Source organism: Enterobacter sp. WP_7_1 (assembly GCF_003688535.1).
Classification (GTDB): Bacteria; Pseudomonadota; Gammaproteobacteria; order Enterobacterales; family Enterobacteriaceae; genus Enterobacter; species Enterobacter asburiae.
In genome coordinates this window covers 432118-450130 of the sequence record NZ_REFK01000001.1, presented here as the reverse complement: position 1 = coordinate 450130, position 18013 = coordinate 432118, and the positions used below count along the sequence as shown (strand labels likewise).

Below are 18013 nucleotides of genomic sequence, written 5' to 3'. Positions count from 1 at the left end.
TATCGGTTCCCAAAAACTACGCGGATGATCAAATAGGTTGGGTCATTAAGCCAACTGACTTAACACCCGCACTATGTAGCAAGTTCAGCGCTTTAATAATTTCATCGTAGGGTACGTCTTTCGCGCCACCGATTAAGAAGACCGTTTTCGGATTTGACTCCAGGCGACGCTGCGCTTCAGCAATCACCTGCTCAGGCGGCAGCTGATCCATACGATCTTTCTCTACCACGACGCTGTATTGCCCTACGCCGGAAACCTCAATGATTACCGGAGGATCGTCATTGGTGCTCACCGCCTGTGATTCTGTCGCATCCGGCAGATCCACTTCCACGCTCTGGGTAATGATTGGCGCTGTCGCCATGAAGATCAGCAGCAGTACCAGCAGGACGTCCAGCAGTGGAACGATATTGATTTCGGACTTGAGCTCGCGACGACCTCGTCCACGCGATCTGGCCATGGTTTACCCCTTGTTGCTCTCGGTGCTGGTAAACGCCTGACGGTGCAGAATCGCAGTGAACTCTTCCATAAAGTTGTCGTAGTTCAGTTCCAGTTTGTTCACGCGCTGGTTCAGACGGTTGTAAGCCATAACCGCAGGAATTGCCGCAAACAGACCGATAGCGGTCGCAATCAGTGCTTCAGCGATACCCGGTGCAACCATCTGCAACGTCGCCTGCTTCACCGCGCCCAGCGCGATAAAGGCGTGCATAATCCCCCACACGGTACCAAACAGGCCGATATACGGGCTGATGGAACCGACAGTGCCGAGGAATGGAATATGGGTTTCGAGATTTTCCAGCTCGCGGTTCATAGAAATGCGCATCGCACGCGAGGCACCTTCTACAACCGCTTCCGGCGCATGATTGTTTGCACGATGCAGACGGGCAAACTCTTTGAAACCGCTATAAAAAATTTGCTCGGAGCCTGTAAGGTTTTCACGGCGTCCCTGGCTTTCCTGATACAGACGAGAAAGCTCAATACCCGACCAGAACTTATCTTCAAACGCTTCGGCTTCACGGCCAGCGGCATTGAGGATACGCGTTCTCTGGATGATGATGGCCCAGGATGCGATTGAAAAACCAATCAAAATCAACATGATAAGTTTAACCAGAAGGCTTGCCTTCAGGAACAAATCAAGGATATTCATGTCAGTCACTGCTTAAACTCCGCGACAATAGACTTAGGAAGCGCACGAGGCTTCATTATGGTTGGATCAACACAAACAATCAGCACTTCAGCTGAGTTCAGTACGGTATTCTCTGCGTTGACTATCCGCTGCGTGAAAACCAGTGAGGTCCCGCGCATTGATGTAATTTCAGTTTGGACTTCGAGCATATCGTCGAGTCTGGCAGGCGCAAAATACTCAAGCGTCATCTTGCGTACCACGAAGGCAACTCGCTCAGCCAACAGCACCTGTTGACTAAAGTGATGATGGCGCAGCATCTCTGTGCGTGCCCGTTCATAAAAAGCAACGTAGCTGGCGTGGTAAACCACACCACCGGCATCGGTATCTTCGTAATAGACACGAACCGGCCATCGAAACAGCGTTGTATTCACTTTACATCCCGGTAATGCAACAAAAGTTAATGCTTTTAAACTTCGCTACTATACGCGCGGGAAAGAGGGTTGGGAATGGGAGAAAGTAAACGGAGAGTAAATTTTTATGGGCTCGGGTAAGCCCATAACGTTAACGGACATTTCTTATTCAGAAGAAGAAGAAAATCAAACCGGCGAGAAGCACCAGATCGGCAATCAGCGGGCAAAAAATTCCCTGCCAGTGAACGGCTTTCGGACGAAAGCCTACGCCGTGGATCACACCTGCACACACCGCCCACATAATGAGGAAGCCGTGCCAGATTTCAAGCTCGCTGGTTTTCGCTGCAAAGCGCGAAGGGTCCCAGAAGATACAACCTGCCAGCAGTAATGCCATCACTAAAGAAAGCGCCCGTAACGGGCGCTTGTCCATTACCGCATATAACGTTGCGATAATATTCATCAGTGTTTTTCTTCACCCGCTTTGGTCGCTTCGACGTGCTCAAGCGCCAGGGCAGTGATGACACCAAATGCACAGGCAAGAAGCGTCCCTAAAATCCATGCGAAATACCACATATTCAGCTCCTTACTTAGTACATAGAGTGGGTGTTGCTTTCGATATGTTCTTTAGTGATACGACCGAACATTTTCCAGTAACACCAGATGGTGTAGGCCAGAACAATCGGGACGAACACGCAAGCAACATACGTCATCAGGTTCAGCGTCATATGACTGGACGTTGCGTCCCACATGGTCAGGCTAGCATTCAGCATGGTGCTGGATGGCATGACGAATGGGAACATCGCGATACCCGATGTCAGGATGATGCACGCCAGGGTCAGTGATGAGAACACGAACGCCAGAGCGCCTTTCTCCAGACGAGACGTCAACACGGTCAGCAGCGGCAGCAATACGCCCAGAGCCGGGATAGCCCACAGCGCAGGGGTATTGTTAAAGTTCACCAGCCATGCACCTGCCTGACGCGCCACTTCTTTGGTCAGCGGGTTAGACGGCGCAGTATGGTTGATTGCAGACGTCACCACGTAGCCATCGATGCCGTACACCACCCATACGCCGGCCAGTGCAAAGCAGACCAGCGTGACCAGCGCAGCGACCTGAGCCGTCGCGCGAGAACGCAGGTGCAGTTCACCAACCGTACGCATCTGCAGATAGGTTGCGCCCTGAGTGATGATCATCGCCACGCTCACCACGCCTGCCAGCAGACCAAACGGATTCAGCAGCTGGAAGAAGTTACCGGTGTAGTAAAGACGCATGTATTCGTCCAGGTGGAACGGTACGCCCTGCAGCAGGTTACCGAACGCCACGCCGATCACCAGCGGTGGAACGAAGCTACCGATGAAGATGCCCCAGTCCCACATGTTGCGCCAGCGGGTGTCTTCAATCTTGGAACGGTAGTCGAAACCGACCGGACGGAAGAATAAAGAGGCCAGCACCAGAATCATCGCCACGTAGAAGCCGGAGAACGCAGCCGCGTAGACCATCGGCCAGGCAGCGAACAGCGCGCCGCCTGCGGTGATCAGCCACACCTGGTTACCGTCCCAGTGAGGGGCGATGGAGTTGATCATGATTCGACGCTCGGTGTCATTACGACCGAGGAAACGGGTGAGCATCCCCACCCCCATGTCGAAACCATCCGTGACGGCAAAACCGATCAGCAGAACGCCGATCAACAGCCACCAGATAAAACGCAATACTTCATAATCGATCATTTGATGACTCCTGTCTTAGCGTGCCGGCTGAGTAGTCGCGGTGGACTGCTCGTAGTGATAGCGACCGGTTTTCAGGCTGCTTGGGCCAAGGCGCGCGAACTTGAACATCAGGAACAGTTCAGCCACCAGGAACAGGGTGTACAGACCACAAATCAGCAGCATGGAGAAGATCAGATCGCCCGCTGTCAGGGACGAGTTCGCTACCGCCGTTGGCAGTACCTCACCAATCGCCCATGGCTGACGGCCGTACTCCGCAACAAACCAGCCGGATTCGATAGCGATCCACGGCAGTGGAATACCGTACAGCGCGGTGCGCAGCAGCCATTTTTTCTCGCCGATGCGGTTGCGAATCACGGACCAGAAGGACGCCGCAATGATCAGCAGCATGATGATGCCGCAGCCCACCATGATACGGAATGCGAAGTACAGAGGCGCAACGCGTGGAATCGAGTCTTTGGTGGCCATCTGGATCTGTGCTTCTGTCGCATCAGAAACGTTCGGGGTATAACGCTTCAGCAGCAGACCGTAACCCAGATCTTTCTTCACGTCGTTGAACTGGTCGCGAACGGCCTGGTCGGTAGAACCGGCACGCAGCTGTTCCAGCAGCGAGTAGGCTTTCATACCGTTACGGATACGCTCTTCGTGCTGAACCATCAGCTCTTTAAGACCGGTCACCTGCTTATCAACAGAACGGGTGGCGATGATACCCAGCGCGTAAGGGATCTGAATAGCGAAGCGGTTTTCCTGCGCGTCCTGATCGGGAATACCGAACAGCGTAAAGGCAGCAGGCGCCGGTTGGGTTTCCCATTCGGCTTCGATGGCGGCCAGTTTGGTTTTCTGCACGTCACCCATTTCGTAACCGGATTCATCACCCAGAACGATAACAGAGAGGATTGCAGCCATACCGAAGCTTGCAGCGATAGCAAAGGAGCGCTTAGCAAACGCGAAGTCACGACCGCGCAGCATGTAGTAAGAGCTGATACCCAGGATAAACATCGCGCCGCACACGTAGCCAGAAGCAACGGTGTGAACGAATTTAACCTGCGCAACCGGGTTCAGGACCAGCTCGGCAAAGCTGACCATCTCCATACGCATGGTTTCGAAGTTGAAATCAGACGCGATAGGGTTCTGCATCCAGCCGTTCGCCACCAGGATCCACAGCGCGGACAGGTTCGAACCTAATGCCACCAGCCAGGTCACCGCCATATGCTGGACTTTACCCAGACGGTCCCAACCGAAGAAGAACAGACCTACAAAGGTGGATTCGAGGAAGAATGCCATCAGACCTTCAATGGCCAGCGGCGCACCGAAGATATCCCCGACATAGTGGGAATAGTAAGACCAGTTAGTCCCGAACTGGAACTCCATGGTCAAACCGGTTGCCACGCCCAGCGCGAAGTTGATACCAAACAACTTGCCCCAGAACTTGGTCATATCTTTATAAATCTGTTTGCCGGAGAGAACGTATACCGTTTCCATAATGGCCAGCAGGAACGCCATACCGAGCGTCAGTGGCACAAACAGGAAGTGGTACATCGCGGTCAAGGCAAACTGTAAGCGCGACAGTTCGACTATATCTAACATCATGACTCCTTGCTCATCGCATGAAGACTCCGAGAGTGAACCCCGCCAGAGAGATCCACACGCATGCCCCAATACAAATTATTCGCATCCTTGTCGTCGTTATTACCCTGAAGGAGGATAAAAACGATGACGTGAGGTTACAAATACGTTAATAAAAAACTCAAATTGATCCCGCAAATATAATACGCTGCAAAACCCTTACAATAAACAGGTTTTTATTGAATCACATTTACGTTTTTCGACGGCGATCAATTTATAGCAAAATTACCACTTTTCGGCCATTTTGATCGGGGACAATTTACCGCCTTTTGACGGGTTTTTCCAAGGATTAAACATTGATTTAAATCAAAAACAATCCGTTGTGTTAAATGTGTTTTGATGCGGTGAACATAGTAAAAACCATGTTAAAGATATGTATATAAAATACAATTAAGGTTATCAAGTCGATTGATGAATATAAACAGAAGTGATTTTTATTAACTCAGAAGCCCGAATGCCTAATTTATTCAGGACATAAATTTTAGTGCGTTTTTCGTTTTTTTCCATCCGCTCTCTTTAAGGTAAATAAATAACAATTATTTTACTTTTATCCCCCTCTCTAATTAACACCATTCAGTGACTATTGCATGACGCCCGGCAGGCAATAAAAAAGGCCGCTTTACAGCGGCCAACCATGTCGAAACGGACATTTTTATACTTCAACGCCCCCCTTTCGGGGAGCAGAGAGGACTTACTTAATGATGGATTTCAGTGCTTCGCCGATATCCGCCAGGCTGCGAACAGTTTTCACGCCTGCGGCTTCCAGCGCTGCGAATTTCTCATCAGCCGTACCTTTACCACCGGCGATGATCGCGCCTGCGTGACCCATACGCTTGCCTTTCGGTGCGGTCACACCCGCGATGTAACCGACAACTGGCTTGGTCACGTGTTCTTTGATGTAAGCAGCGGCTTCTTCTTCCGCGCTACCACCGATCTCACCGATCATCACGATCGCTTCGGTCTGTGGATCTTCCTGGAACAGCTTCAGGATATCGATAAAGTTAGAGCCCGGGATCGGGTCACCGCCGATGCCCACGCAGGTGGACTGGCCGAAGCCGTAGTCGGTGGTCTGCTTAACGGCTTCATAGGTCAGCGTACCGGAACGGGACACGATGCCCACTTTACCCGGCTTGTGAATGTGGCCCGGCATGATGCCGATTTTGCATTCGCCCGGGGTGATAACGCCAGGGCAGTTCGGGCCGATCATGCGCACGCCTGCTTCATCCAGCTTCACCTTCACGGTCAGCATATCCAGTGTCGGGATGCCTTCAGTGATGGTAATGATCAGCTTGATGCCTGCGTCGATCGCTTCCAGAATGGAGTCTTTGCAGAACGGAGCCGGAACGTAGATTACGGTCGCGGTTGCGCCCGTCGCTTCTACGGCTTCACGCACGGTGTTGAACACCGGCAGGCCCAGGTGCGTGGTGCCGCCTTTACCTGGCGTTACGCCGCCAACCATCTGCGTGCCGTAGGCAATCGCCTGTTCGGAGTGGAAAGTCCCCTGGCTACCGGTGAAGCCCTGGCAGATAACCTTGGTATCTTTATTAATTAAAACTGACATTATTTCCCCTCCACTGCGGCAACAACCTGCTGAGCTGCATCCGTCAGACTTTTCGCTGCAATAATATTCAGGCCGCTGTCAGCCAGTTTTTTCGCGCCGAGTTCAGCGTTGTTACCTTCCAGACGCACAACAACCGGAACGTTAACACCCACTTCTTCTACCGCACCGATGATACCGTCGGCGATCAGGTCGCAACGAACGATGCCGCCGAAGATGTTAACCAGAACGGCCTTCACGTTGTCGTCAGAGAGGATGATTTTGAACGCTTCGGTTACGCGCTCTTTGGTTGCGCCACCGCCTACGTCGAGGAAGTTTGCTGGCTCACCGCCGTGCAGCTTAACGATGTCCATGGTGCCCATTGCCAGGCCCGCACCGTTAACCATACAGCCGATGTTACCGTCCAGCGCAACGTAGTTCAGCTCCCACTGTGCAGCCTGCGCTTCACGCGGGTCTTCTTGAGATTGATCGCGCATTTCGCGCAGATCGGACTGGCGGAACAGCGCGTTGCCGTCAGCGCCCAGCTTGCCGTCGAGGCAGATCAGGTCGCCCTGGGTGGTGATCACCAGCGGGTTGATCTCGATCAGCGCCAGGTCGCGCTCCAGGAAGATGTTCGCCAGACCCATGAAGATCTTAGTGAACTGCTGAACCAGCTTGCCTTCCAGTCCCAGTTTGAACGCCAGCTCGCGCCCCTGGTAAGGCATCGGGCCCGCCAGCGGATCGATTGCTACTTTGTGGATCAGGTGCGGGGTCTCTTCCGCCACTTTTTCGATTTCCACGCCGCCTTCGGTAGACGCCATGAACACCACGCGACGGGAGCTACGGTCAACAACCGCGCCCAGGTACAGTTCTTTCGCGATGTCGGTCGCCGCTTCAACCAGGATCTGGTTAACCGGCTGGCCGTTCGCATCTGTCTGGTACGTTACCAGACGCTTGCCGAGCCAATGTTCAGCAAACGCACGAATCTCTTCTTTGCTCTTAACAACCTTCACACCGCCCGCTTTACCACGGCCACCAGCGTGAACCTGACACTTAACTACCCAAGGGCCGGAACCGATTTTAGATGCGGCTTCTTCTGCTTCACGCGGGGTAGTACAGGCATAACCCACCGGAGCCGGTAAGCCATACCGGGCAAACAGCTGTTTGGCCTGATATTCATGTAAGTTCATGTGTTCTATCCATCCTTCAGGTAATCGTTAGGTCGTGCTTTTATTGGCCCGGCAGCCATACGCCGCCGGGCAAGACTGCAAAACTAGACGTCCAGCAGCAGACGGGTTGGATCTTCCAGCAGCTCTTTAATCGCGACCAGGAAGCCCACGGACTCGCGGCCATCGATCAGGCGGTGATCGTAAGAGAGCGCCAGGTACATCATTGGCAGGATCTCAACTTTACCGTCTACCGCCATAGGGCGATCTTTAATGGCATGCATACCCAGGATCGCGCTCTGCGGCGGGTTGATGATCGGGGTAGACATCAGCGAGCCGAATACGCCGCCGTTGGTAATGGTGAAGTTACCGCCGGTCAGGTCGTCTACGGTCAGCTTGCCGTCGCGGCCTTTAACAGCCAGCTCTTTAATGTTTTTCTCGATATCAGCCATACCCAGGGTATCCACATCGCGCAGAACCGGCGTTACCAGGCCGCGTGGAGTAGAAACCGCCATGCTGACGTCGAAATAGTTGTGGTAAACCACATCATCACCGTCAATAGACGCATTCACTTCCGGGTAGCGTTTCAGCGCTTCAACTACCGCTTTCACGTAGAAGGACATAAAGCCCAGACGGATACCGTGACGTTTTTCAAACGCGTCACCGTACTGCTTACGCAGGTCCATGATTGGCTTCATGTTCACTTCGTTGAAGGTGGTCAGCATCGCGGTGGAGTTTTTCGCTTCCAGCAGACGCTCGGCCACGCGCTTGCGCAGACGAGTCATTGGCACGCGTTTTTCGCTGCGGGCGCCCAGTGCAGGCTGTGCTGCCGGTGCCGCCGCAGGGGCTTTCGCTTCTGCCTGAGCAGGCGCTTTCGCCAGGTGCTTGTCGATGTCTTCACGGGTCAGACGACCGCCCACACCGGTGCCTTTGATGGCTGCCGGGTCAAGGCTGTGCTCAGCCAGCAGGCGACGGATCGCCGGGCTGAGGGCATCGTTAGACTGTTCTTCCAGAGAAGCCTGCTGGCGCTGAGCCGGGGTAGAGGCTTTCTCTTCAGATTTCGCGCTGGACTCTTTGCCCGCGCTGTTGCCTTCACGCAGGCGACCCAGGATCTGACGAGAGGTTACGGTGGTACCTTCATCTTCCAGCACCGCGTCCAGAACGCCATCCGCCGAAGCCGGTACTTCCAGTACCACTTTGTCAGTTTCGATTTCTACCAGCACTTCATCGCGCTTAACGGCATCGCCTGGTTTTTTGTGCCAGGTAGCGACGGTCGCATCTGCTACGGATTCAGGCAGGTCGGGAACAAGAATATCTACGCTACTCATTTTGTATCCTTTAATTAATCGACGTTCAGCGCGTCATTGACCAGATCTTGTTGCTGCTTCTGGTGAACGGACATATACCCTACCGCCGGAGAGGCGGAGGCCGGGCGACCTGCATAGCGCAGGGCTGACCCAAATGGAATCACTTCACGGAAATGATGCTGGCTGCAGTACCATGCGCCCTGGTTAAGCGGCTCTTCCTGGCACCAGACAAAATCATGTACGTGAGCATATTGTTTCAGCACTTCCTGCATCGCCTGATGCGGGAACGGATAAAGCTGTTCGATACGCACGATGGCGACATCTTTCTGATCGTTCTTGCGGCGCTGTTCCAGCAGGTCGTAATAAACCTTACCAGAACACATCACCACACGCTTCACGCCCTGCGGATCCAGCTCGTCAATTTCACCGATGGCTGGCAGGAAGGTTCCGTTCGCCAGTTCTTCCAGGCTCGACACCGCCAGCGGGTGACGCAGCAGGGATTTCGGCGACATCACCACCAGCGGACGGCGCATACCGCGCAGCGCCTGACGACGCAGCATGTGGTAGACCTGAGCCGGGGTGGACGGTACGCAGACCTGCATGTTCTGCTCGGCGCAAAGCTGCAGATAACGTTCCAGACGCGCGGAGGAGTGCTCCGGACCCTGACCTTCATAACCGTGCGGCAGCAGCATTACCAGGCCACACATACGGCCCCACTTCTGCTCGCCGGAGGAGATGAACTGGTCGATCACCACCTGCGCACCATTGGCGAAGTCACCGAACTGCGCTTCCCAGATGGTCAGGGTGCGCGGTTCAGCGGTGGCATAACCGTATTCGAAGGCCAGAACCGCTTCTTCAGACAGCACGGAGTCCCAGACCTTGAACTGGCCTTGACCGTTGTGCACGTGCTGCAGCGGGGTGTAGGTTGAACCGTTGGACTGGTTGTGAACAACCGCGTGACGGTGGAAGAAGGTCCCACGACCCGCATCTTCACCGGACAGACGAACAGGAATACCTTCGTCAACCAGCGTTGCGTAGGCCAGCGTTTCCGCGCCGCCCCAGTCGAACAGCTTCTCGCCTGCCGCCATGGACTGACGGTCAGCGTAGATTTTCTGCACGCGAGACTGCATCTCGATAGCGTCCGGTACGGTGCTGATGCGTTTAGCCAGCTCCTGCAGGCGCTTCATCTCAACCTTGTTCGGGTAGCTCTCATCCCACTCGTGGTTGAGGTACGGCGACCAGGTAAAGGAGTGCATGTTCATCGGGCGCAGCTCTTTGACCACGCATTCACCCGCATCCAGCGCGTCGCGGTAGAGGTTGACCATTTCGGTCGCATCTTCCAGCGTCGTCACTTTGTCGCTCTCCAGCTTGTCAGCATAGATTTTGCGCGGGGTCGGGTGTTTTTTGATTTTCTGGTACATCAACGGCTGGGTTGCACTTGGCTCGTCCGCTTCGTTGTGGCCGTGACGGCGGTAGCAGAAGAGGTCAATGAACACATCGCGTTTAAAGGTATTACGGAAATCCAGCGCCAGACGGGTAACGAAAGCAACGGCTTCCGGGTCATCCGCGTTAACGTGGAAGATTGGCGCCTGCACCATCTTACCGATGTCGGTGCAGTACGGGGTAGAACGCGCGTCAAGCGGGTTAGAGGTGGTAAAGCCCACCTGGTTGTTGATCACGATGCGAACGGTACCGCCCACTTCGTAACCACGCGCTTTCGACATGTTCAGGGTTTCCTGAACCACGCCCTGCCCTGTTACCGCCGCATCGCCGTGGATGGTAATTGGCAGAACTTTATTGCTGCTCGGCTCGTCCAGACGATCCAGACGCGCACGCACGGAACCGATAACCACCGGGCTAACGATTTCCAGGTGTGACGGGTTAAACGCCAGCGCCAGGTGAACCAGACCGCCTTCGGTTTCGATATCCGACGAGAAGCCCATGTGGTACTTCACGTCGCCGGTGCCGAGGTGTTCTTTATGTTTGCCCGCGAATTCGTCGAACAGGTCCTGAGGTTTTTTACCCAGCACGTTGACCAGCACGTTCAGACGACCACGGTGCGCCATGCCCAGTACCACTTCTCGGGTGCCGCTCTTGCCTGCGTGACGAATCAGCTCTTTCAGCATCGGCACCAGCGCGTCGCCGCCTTCCAGCGAGAAGCGTTTTGCGCCCGGGAATTTCGCGCCCAGATAGCGCTCAAGCCCTTCCGCTGCGGTCAGTTCGTTCAGGAAGCGTTTTTTCTCGTCAGCCGAGAAGGTCGCGTGGCCCGCTACGGATTCGATGCGCTGCTGGATCCAGCGTTTCTCTTCGGTAGAGGTAATGTGCATGTATTCCGCGCCGATGGAGCCGCAGTAGGTTTGCTTGAGCGCGTCAATCAGATCGCCCAGCTTCATCGTGTCTTTGCCGATGGCAAAGGAACCTACGTTAAAGCTTTCCTGGAAATCGGCCTCGGTCAGATCGTGATATGCCGGATCGAGATCGGCCACACGGTCTTGTTTCCACAGTCCCAGCGGATCGAGATTCGCATGCTGGTGACCGCGGAAGCGATAAGCGTTGATAAGCTGCAGGACTTTAACCTGCTTCGCATTGGTGTCAGGGTCGGAAATCGCAGAAGAGTAACGTGAGGCATCCTTCGCCAGACGACGGAAATAATCACGTGTTTTGGAATGGAATTGATCCGGTTTGACCCCTGTGCCAGGCAACTGCTGGAACATGGAACGCCAGTTTGCGTCCACTGAGTCAGGATCGGTTAAGAAGTCTTCATAGAGCTGTTCAATCCAGCTCTGGTTCGCACCAGAAAGGAAAGAAGAGTCCAGCCAGGCTTTCATTGCGCCGTTCTGCATCGTGATCCCTTAAGCATTTTTATGCTTACTTTCGCCGTAGAAACTACCACGCACACCACGTGTACGTGCCGGGGTTCACCTGCGAGCTCTTTGTGGCCCGCGAAGGAACCTTTAGAAACTGTCTAGACTTCAGGGCAGTTTTTAAAGGTTTCTGCACTCTGTTCCCTCTCCCTTAGGGAGAGGGTTAGGGTGAGGGGAACAGCGCTCCCCTCTCACTACTTACGCACTGCGCTGCAGCAGCATCGACTTAATATGGCCGATGGCGCGCGTCGGGTTCAGCCCCTTCGGACACACACTGACGCAGTTCATGATGCTATGGCAGCGGAATACGCTGAAAGCGTCACTCAGTCCTTCCAGACGGCTGTCGGTTTCGGTGTCGCGGCTATCGATCAGGAAGCGATAGGCAGCCAGCAGACCGGCCGGGCCGATAAACTTGTCCGGGTTCCACCAGAACGACGGGCAGGACGTTGAACAGCATGCGCAGAGAATACACTCGTACAACCCATCGAGTTTTTCACGCTGCTCAGGAGACTGTAAGTGCTCGCGAGCGGGTGGATTTTGCCCATTATTCAATAAGTAAGGCTTAATCTTCTCATATTGTGCATAGAATTGCCCCATGTCTACCACCAAATCACGCACGACCGGCAGGCCTGGCAGAGGACGGATAACAATTTTCTGACCAGGACGCTGCAGCGCTGAAATTGGCGTGATGCAGGCCAGGCCATTTTTGCCGTTCATGTTCACACCGTCAGAGCCACAAACCCCTTCACGACAGGAGCGGCGGAACGACAGCGTAGGATCTTTTTCTTTCAGCTGGATTAAGGCATCCAGCAGCATCATGTCGCGACCTTCTTCCGCTTCCAGGGTGTAGTCCTGCATACGCGGAGCGTCATCAACATCCGGGTTATAACGATAAACTGAGAATTCGAGTTTCATTATCCTGTCTCCGCATTAGTAAGTACGAATCTTCGGCGGGAACGCCGGACGCAGTTTCGGTTCCATATTGACGCTACGACGCGTCATGGATTCCGACTCTGGCAGATACAGGGAATGGCACAGCCAGTTTTCGTCATCACGATCCGGGAAGTCGAAGCGGCTATGCGCCCCACGGCTTTCGGTACGGAAGTTTGCCGACATCGCCGTCGCGAACGCGGTTTCCATCAGGTTATCCAGCTCCAGGCACTCGACGCGCTGGGTGTTGAACTCGCTGGAGGTGTCGTCCAGACGGGCATTTTTCAGACGCTCGCGGATCGCTTTCAGCTGCTCAAGACCTTTGGCCATCGCGTCGCCTTCGCGGAATACCGAGAAGTTGTGCTGCATACATTCCTGCAGCGCTTTACGGATTTCCACCGGATCTTCGCCATTGCGGTTACCGTTCCAGCGGTTGAGGCGCTCAAGAGAGGCATCAATTTCGTCGTCAGTCGCGTCACGCAGCGCGCCCTGCTCGGCAATGGACTCCTGCAGATGCAGACCCACTGCACGACCAAACACCACCAGGTCCAGCAGAGAGTTGCCGCCCAGACGGTTTGCACCGTGTACGGATACGCAGGCAATTTCGCCTACCGCGAACAGGCCAGGAATAACTACGTCTTCGCCCTGCTCGTTTACGGTCAGCGCCTGACCGGTCACTTTGGTCGGAATACCGCCCATCATGTAGTGGCAGGTTGGGATAACCGGAATCGGCTCTTTCACCGGGTCGACGTGTGCGAAGGTGCGGGACAGTTCCAGGATGCCCGGCAGACGGGATTCCAGAACTTCTTTACCCAGGTGGTCGAGCTTCAGCTTCGCGTGTGGACCCCATGGGCCGTCACAGCCGCGGCCTTCACGGATTTCGATCATGATGGAACGCGCCACCACGTCACGACCCGCCAGGTCTTTCGCATTCGGGGCATAACGCTCCATGAAGCGCTCGCCGTGTTTGTTCAGCAGGTAGCCACCTTCACCGCGGCAGCCTTCTGTTACCAGAACGCCCGCGCCGGCGATACCGGTTGGGTGGAACTGCCACATCTCCATATCCTGCACCGGCACGCCCGCGCGGATAGCCATACCGACACCGTCACCGGTGTTGATGTGGGCGTTGGTGGTGGACTGATAGATACGGCCTGCGCCGCCGGTAGCCAGCACGGTAGCGCGAGCTTTGAAGTAAACCACTTCACCTGTTTCGATACACAGTGCGGTACAGCCGACGACTGCGCCATCGGCGTTTTTCACCAGATCCAGCGCGTACCACTCGGAGAAGATGGTGGTATGGTTTTTCAGGTTCTGCTGATAGAGGGTGTGCAGCAGTGCGTGACCGGTACGGTCAGCCGCCGCTGCGGTGCGTGCCGCCTGCTCGCCGCCGAAGTTTTTCGACTGGCCGCCAAACGGACGCTGATAGATGGTGCCATTTTCCAGACGGGAGAACGGCAGACCCATATGGTCCAGCTCCAGAATCGCTTCCGGGCCGGTTTTACACATATATTCGATGGCATCCTGGTCGCCGATGTAGTCGGAACCTTTTACCGTGTCGTACATGTGCCATTCCCAGTTATCTTCATGGGAGTTACCCAGCGCAACGGTGATACCGCCCTGCGCAGACACAGTGTGGGAACGGGTCGGGAAAACTTTAGAGAGCAGCGCACAGGTCTGGCCGCTCTGGGAAATTTGCAGTGCGGCACGCATACCTGCGCCACCGGCACCAATTACAACAGCATCAAATTCTCTGACTGGCAGTTTCATTACACACCCCACACCACAACGAATCCATAAATAACGTAAACCACCAGTGCAACAACAATGGCCAGCTGCAGTGGGAGGCGAATCGCCAGCGGTTTAACGTAATCGGTCAACACCTGCCACATGCCAATCCACGCATGAATAAGGATGGAGAACAGAGCCAGCAGGGTGAACACTTTGGTGAAGGCGGATCCGAAGAACCCACTCCAGATTTCCCACGTCAGCGTGCCGCTGGTCGCGAAGAAACCGATCATATAGATGATGTAAAGAGTGAGAACGATGGCGGTAGCACGGACCAGAATGAAGTCATGTACGCCGTTGCGTCCTAATGCGGAGGCGTTGCTTACCATACGAGAACTCCTGCGAGAAGTGAGAGCACGACTGTAATCACAAATGAAATGTTAGCGGAGCGTTTCCCGGCTTCGAAAGTCTCTTCCAGGTAGCCAAAGTCCATCAGCATATGGCGAACACCCACGACGACGTGGTACGCCAGCGCGGTCAGAATGCCCCACATGATGAATTTCACGAAGAAGCTGTTCATGATGGCAGAGGCCTGGAGGAATCCTTCAGGGGAAGAGAGGCTGGTGCCCAGTAACCACAGTAAAATACCGACCGCCACAAACGTAATCACACCAGAAACACGGTGCAGAATGGACGCTATTGCTGTTACAGGGAACCGGATCGTTTTGAGATCCAGATTGACAGGTCTTTGTTTTTTCACATTTCTTATCATGAATAACGCCCACATGCTGTTCTTATTGTTTCCTTCCTCCGGACTGCGATGCGGGTCAAGCAGCGTTCCTTTTCTATAACTGCGCGTCATGCAAAACACTGCTTCCAGATGCTTAAACGACACGTTACAACGCTGGGTGGCTCGGGATTGCAGGGTGTTCCGGAGACCTGGCGGCAGTATAGGCCGTTCACAAAATCATTACAATTAACCTACATACAGTTTGTCGGGTTTTCTCTGGAACAGTGATCAGGGTCACGATAACAACATCTTTTTAATTTTTAATCATCTGATTTGACAAATGTTAAACAATATTGTTACAAACGTCATCAGAAAAGGCATATAATGCGCAAAAGTTATGAGGTCTCTCTTTCACCTGACAAATAGTTATGTAACAGTGTGATGGTATTGACCGAAGTTATCAGGACAGTTATTAGTGATATACAGGTTTGAATAATTCGGACTGCAAAAACGCTGATTTGCTGTTGTTTCACTGATATTTCATTCGTTTACCTGCAAGGCGCCATAGCTCTGTACCCTGGTTTGTCCTCGTGAGCTGAGCGGTAAGCCAAATAACAATCTGGTAACGGTGATTAACAGCTGAAAGCAAATCCGGTAAAGCGCAGTCTTAAGCATAAGGCGCTAAGGAGACCGTAAATGGCTGATACAAAGGCAACGCTCACCCTAAATGGTGACACTGCTATTGAACTGGATGTGCTAAAAGGCACGCTCGGTCAGGATGTTATTGATATCCGTACGCTGGGTTCTAAAGGTGTGTTCACCTTTGACCCTGGATTTACCTCTACCGCATCTTGCGAATCCAAAATCACCTACATTGACGGTGACGAAGGTATCCTGCTCCATCGCGGCTTCCCCATCGATCAGTTAGCCACCGAATCCAACTATCTGGAAGTGTGCTACATCCTGCTGAACGGCGAAAAACCGACGCAGGCGCAGTACGATGAATTCAAAACCACCGTGACCCGTCACACCATGATCCATGAGCAGATTACCCGTCTGTTCCATGCGTTCCGTCGTGACTCTCACCCAATGGCGGTGATGTGCGGGATTACCGGTGCGCTGGCGGCGTTCTACCACGACTCCCTTGACGTGAATAATCCTCGTCACCGTGATATCGCGGCGTTCCGCCTGCTGTCCAAAATGCCTACCATGGCGGCGATGTGCTACAAATACTCTATCGGCCAGCCGTTTGTGTATCCGCGCAACGACCTCTCCTACGCGGGTAACTTCCTTCGCATGATGTTCTCCACGCCGTGCGAAGAGTACGAAGTGAACCCGGTGCTGGAACGCGCAATGGACCGTATTCTGATCCTGCACGCTGACCACGAACAGAACGCCTCTACCTCTACTGTCCGTACCGCGGGCTCCTCAGGCGCGAACCCGTTCGCCTGTATCGCTGCGGGCATCGCCTCCCTGTGGGGACCGGCGCACGGCGGCGCGAACGAAGCGGCACTGAAGATGCTGGAAGAGATCAGCACCGTTGAGCACATTCCTGAGTTCGTGCGTCGCGCGAAAGACAAGAATGACTCCTTCCGCCTGATGGGCTTCGGTCACCGTGTTTACAAAAACTACGACCCGCGCGCTACCGTCATGCGTGAGACCTGCCACGAAGTGCTGAAAGAGCTGGGTACCAAAGATGATCTGCTGGAAGTGGCGATGGAGCTGGAACACATCGCGCTGAACGACCCGTACTTCATCGAGAAGAAACTCTACCCGAACGTCGATTTCTACTCTGGCATTATTCTGAAAGCGATGGGCATTCCGTCTTCCATGTTCACCGTGATCTTCGCTATGGCCCGTACCGTAGGCTGGATTGCGCACTGGAACGAAATGCACAGCGAAGGCATGAAAATCGCCCGTCCTCGTCAGCTGTATACCGGCTACGAGCAGCGTGATTTTAAGTCTGATATTAAGCGCTAACAGGATGGGTGCGGCCTGAAGCCCTCACCCCGCCCCTCTCCCACAGGGAGAGGGAGAAAACCTTAAAAACGGTAACCCATGGGTTACCGTTTTACTTTTATTGCTGGCAGTGTGGACACCAGTAAAAAGGTCTGGAAGAGAGCATAATCCTGTCGATAATCCCGCCGCACCGCTCGCACTTTTTCCCCGCCCGATGAAACACCTTAAACCGGAACAGCGCCCCGTGATGCGTGTTCTCATCCACCACGCCGCGCGTGTTGTACGACAGCCGCGGAATATCCAGCAGCGCGTGGGATAGCGCCTCCAGCTGTTCATCATTCAGCTGAGACGCTTTATGCTGCGCCGCCAGCCCGACTTCCCAGAGGATCTCTACCCGCAGGTAGTTACCCAGCCCGGCCAGAAAGGCCTGGTCGAGGAACAGACCGGAAAACTGTCGGTTACGAAATTTTGGGGATAGCAATCGGGCCTTAACGTCGCTCGCCGTCAGGCGCATGTCCAGCACGTCCGGCCCGACCCGCTGTAGAAACGGGTGCGTCAGCAGCTGCTCCGGCGTTAACATTTCGATATCCGACGCGCTGTAGAGCAGGATCGCCTTATCCGCCGTTTGCAGCCTGACGCGCAGCACGCGGGTGGTTTGCGGCTGCTCGTCCGCCTCCACCACCCGCCAGACGCCGTAAAGCTGGTTATGGCTATATAACGTCAGGTTATGGGAAAAGTGCGTGAGCAAGGCCTTGCCGCGCGTTTCTATATGGGTCACCGTCTGGCCCACCAGCTGTGATTCAAACGGTTTTAGCTGAGGAAAAGCAAACCAGACATCCGTCAGGGGTTTGCCCTTTATCGCCGCCTCCAGGCTATCCGCCGCGCGGCGGATCTCCGGACCTTCAGGCATTT

Annotated in this window: 17 protein-coding genes; 1 reads left to right on the top strand and 16 read right to left on the bottom strand. The window is 54.3% G+C overall.

Going from position 1 to position 18013, the window contains the following annotated elements:
• Positions 1 to 28: 28 nt before the first annotated feature.
• From tolR to sdhC, 15 genes are all read right to left on the bottom strand, one after another.
• The gene (gene tolR, locus BJ885_RS02200) at positions 29 to 457 is read right to left on the bottom strand and encodes a colicin uptake protein TolR (RefSeq protein WP_003858589.1); all 429 of its coding nucleotides are present in this window, start codon (positions 455 to 457) and stop codon (positions 29 to 31) included.
• A 3-nt stretch (positions 458 to 460) separates the two neighbouring features.
• Positions 461 to 1153: a Tol-Pal system protein TolQ gene (gene tolQ, locus BJ885_RS02195; RefSeq protein WP_008501101.1), complete on the bottom strand. Its 693-nt coding sequence runs from the start codon at positions 1151 to 1153 to the stop codon at positions 461 to 463.
• On the bottom strand, positions 1150 to 1554 hold the full coding sequence (gene ybgC / locus BJ885_RS02190; protein WP_003858593.1) for a tol-pal system-associated acyl-CoA thioesterase: 405 nt from the start codon (positions 1552 to 1554) through the stop codon (positions 1150 to 1152). Before ybgC ends, tolQ begins: the two co-directional genes overlap by 4 nt.
• A 148-nt stretch (positions 1555 to 1702) precedes the next feature.
• Positions 1703 to 1993, bottom strand: a complete 291-nt coding sequence (gene ybgE, locus BJ885_RS02185) for a cyd operon protein YbgE (RefSeq protein WP_010428735.1) — start codon at positions 1991 to 1993, stop codon at positions 1703 to 1705.
• Complete coding sequence (gene cydX / locus BJ885_RS02180) at positions 1993 to 2106, bottom strand: cytochrome bd-I oxidase subunit CydX (RefSeq protein WP_003858598.1); 114 nt, start codon at positions 2104 to 2106, stop codon at positions 1993 to 1995. Before cydX ends, ybgE begins: the two co-directional genes overlap by 1 nt.
• Positions 2107 to 2120: 14 nt before the next feature.
• A complete protein-coding gene (cydB, locus tag BJ885_RS02175) occupies positions 2121 to 3260 on the bottom strand; it encodes a cytochrome d ubiquinol oxidase subunit II (RefSeq protein WP_023334940.1) in 1140 nt (379 codons plus the stop codon).
• A gap of 15 nt (positions 3261 to 3275) precedes the next feature.
• The gene (cydA, locus tag BJ885_RS02170) at positions 3276 to 4844 is read right to left on the bottom strand and encodes a cytochrome ubiquinol oxidase subunit I (protein ID WP_029741599.1); all 1569 of its coding nucleotides are present in this window, start codon (positions 4842 to 4844) and stop codon (positions 3276 to 3278) included.
• A 730-nt stretch (positions 4845 to 5574) separates the two neighbouring features.
• On the bottom strand, positions 5575 to 6444 hold the full coding sequence (sucD, locus tag BJ885_RS02165; RefSeq protein ID WP_008501094.1) for a succinate--CoA ligase subunit alpha: 870 nt from the start codon (positions 6442 to 6444) through the stop codon (positions 5575 to 5577).
• Positions 6444 to 7610 (bottom strand): ADP-forming succinate--CoA ligase subunit beta, encoded by a 1167-nt coding sequence (gene sucC / locus BJ885_RS02160; RefSeq protein WP_023310791.1) that lies wholly within the window; start codon positions 7608 to 7610, stop codon positions 6444 to 6446. The genes sucD and sucC overlap by 1 nt, the downstream gene beginning before the upstream one ends.
• A gap of 83 nt (positions 7611 to 7693) precedes the next feature.
• Positions 7694 to 8914, bottom strand: coding sequence for a 2-oxoglutarate dehydrogenase complex dihydrolipoyllysine-residue succinyltransferase (gene odhB / locus BJ885_RS02155; RefSeq protein WP_008501093.1), 1221 nt, complete (start codon positions 8912 to 8914; stop codon positions 7694 to 7696).
• Positions 8915 to 8928: 14 nt separating this feature from the next.
• A complete protein-coding gene (gene sucA / locus BJ885_RS02150; protein WP_029741595.1) occupies positions 8929 to 11736 on the bottom strand; it encodes a 2-oxoglutarate dehydrogenase E1 component in 2808 nt (935 codons plus the stop codon).
• A gap of 219 nt (positions 11737 to 11955) precedes the next feature.
• On the bottom strand, positions 11956 to 12672 hold the full coding sequence (gene sdhB, locus BJ885_RS02145) for a succinate dehydrogenase iron-sulfur subunit SdhB (protein ID WP_008501090.1): 717 nt from the start codon (positions 12670 to 12672) through the stop codon (positions 11956 to 11958).
• 15 nt (positions 12673 to 12687) lie between these two features.
• Positions 12688 to 14454, bottom strand: coding sequence for a succinate dehydrogenase flavoprotein subunit (gene sdhA / locus BJ885_RS02140; protein ID WP_014883036.1), 1767 nt, complete (start codon positions 14452 to 14454; stop codon positions 12688 to 12690).
• Positions 14454 to 14801 carry a succinate dehydrogenase membrane anchor subunit gene (sdhD, locus tag BJ885_RS02135; RefSeq protein WP_008501088.1) on the bottom strand — a complete coding sequence of 116 codons (348 nt, stop codon included), beginning with the start codon at positions 14799 to 14801 and terminating at the stop codon, positions 14454 to 14456. Before sdhD ends, sdhA begins: the two co-directional genes overlap by 1 nt.
• Positions 14795 to 15199 (bottom strand): succinate dehydrogenase cytochrome b556 subunit, encoded by a 405-nt coding sequence (gene sdhC, locus BJ885_RS02130; protein ID WP_020684965.1) that lies wholly within the window; start codon positions 15197 to 15199, stop codon positions 14795 to 14797. Before sdhC ends, sdhD begins: the two co-directional genes overlap by 7 nt.
• Positions 15200 to 15838: 639 nt before the next feature.
• Between sdhC and BJ885_RS02125 the strand changes: the two genes are divergently transcribed.
• On the top strand, positions 15839 to 17122 hold the full coding sequence (locus BJ885_RS02125) for a citrate synthase (protein ID WP_023334930.1): 1284 nt from the start codon (positions 15839 to 15841) through the stop codon (positions 17120 to 17122).
• A 97-nt stretch (positions 17123 to 17219) separates the two neighbouring features.
• Here the strand turns inward: BJ885_RS02125 and nei are convergent, their stop codons facing one another.
• Positions 17220 to 18011 carry an endonuclease VIII gene (gene nei, locus BJ885_RS02120; protein ID WP_029741594.1) on the bottom strand — a complete coding sequence of 264 codons (792 nt, stop codon included), beginning with the start codon at positions 18009 to 18011 and terminating at the stop codon, positions 17220 to 17222.
• Positions 18012 to 18013: the final 2 nt, after the last annotated feature.

Bases quoted from the DNA above. Each gene is read 5' to 3' on its own strand.
- tolR (WP_003858589.1), bottom strand. From the start codon at position 457: ATGGCCAGATCGCGTGGACGAGGTCGTCGCGAGCTCAAGTCCGAAATC.
- ybgE (WP_010428735.1), bottom strand. From the start codon at position 1,993: ATGAATATTATCGCAACGTTATATGCGGTAATGGACAAGCGCCCGTTA.
- cydX (WP_003858598.1), bottom strand. From the start codon at position 2,106: ATGTGGTATTTCGCATGGATTTTAGGGACGCTTCTTGCCTGTGCATTT.
- cydB (WP_023334940.1), bottom strand. From the start codon at position 3,260: ATGATCGATTATGAAGTATTGCGTTTTATCTGGTGGCTGTTGATCGGC.
- cydA (WP_029741599.1), bottom strand. From the start codon at position 4,844: ATGTTAGATATAGTCGAACTGTCGCGCTTACAGTTTGCCTTGACCGCG.
- sucD (WP_008501094.1), bottom strand. From the start codon at position 6,444: ATGTCAGTTTTAATTAATAAAGATACCAAGGTTATCTGCCAGGGCTTC.
- sucC (WP_023310791.1), bottom strand. From the start codon at position 7,610: ATGAACTTACATGAATATCAGGCCAAACAGCTGTTTGCCCGGTATGGC.
- odhB (WP_008501093.1), bottom strand. From the start codon at position 8,914: ATGAGTAGCGTAGATATTCTTGTTCCCGACCTGCCTGAATCCGTAGCA.
- sucA (WP_029741595.1), bottom strand. From the start codon at position 11,736: ATGCAGAACGGCGCAATGAAAGCCTGGCTGGACTCTTCTTTCCTTTCT.
- sdhB (WP_008501090.1), bottom strand. From the start codon at position 12,672: ATGAAACTCGAATTCTCAGTTTATCGTTATAACCCGGATGTTGATGAC.
- sdhA (WP_014883036.1), bottom strand. From the start codon at position 14,454: ATGAAACTGCCAGTCAGAGAATTTGATGCTGTTGTAATTGGTGCCGGT.
- sdhD (WP_008501088.1), bottom strand. From the start codon at position 14,801: ATGGTAAGCAACGCCTCCGCATTAGGACGCAACGGCGTACATGACTTC.
- sdhC (WP_020684965.1), bottom strand. From the start codon at position 15,199: ATGTGGGCGTTATTCATGATAAGAAATGTGAAAAAACAAAGACCTGTC.
- BJ885_RS02125 (WP_023334930.1), top strand. From the start codon at position 15,839: ATGGCTGATACAAAGGCAACGCTCACCCTAAATGGTGACACTGCTATT.
- nei (WP_029741594.1), bottom strand. From the start codon at position 18,011: ATGCCTGAAGGTCCGGAGATCCGCCGCGCGGCGGATAGCCTGGAGGCG.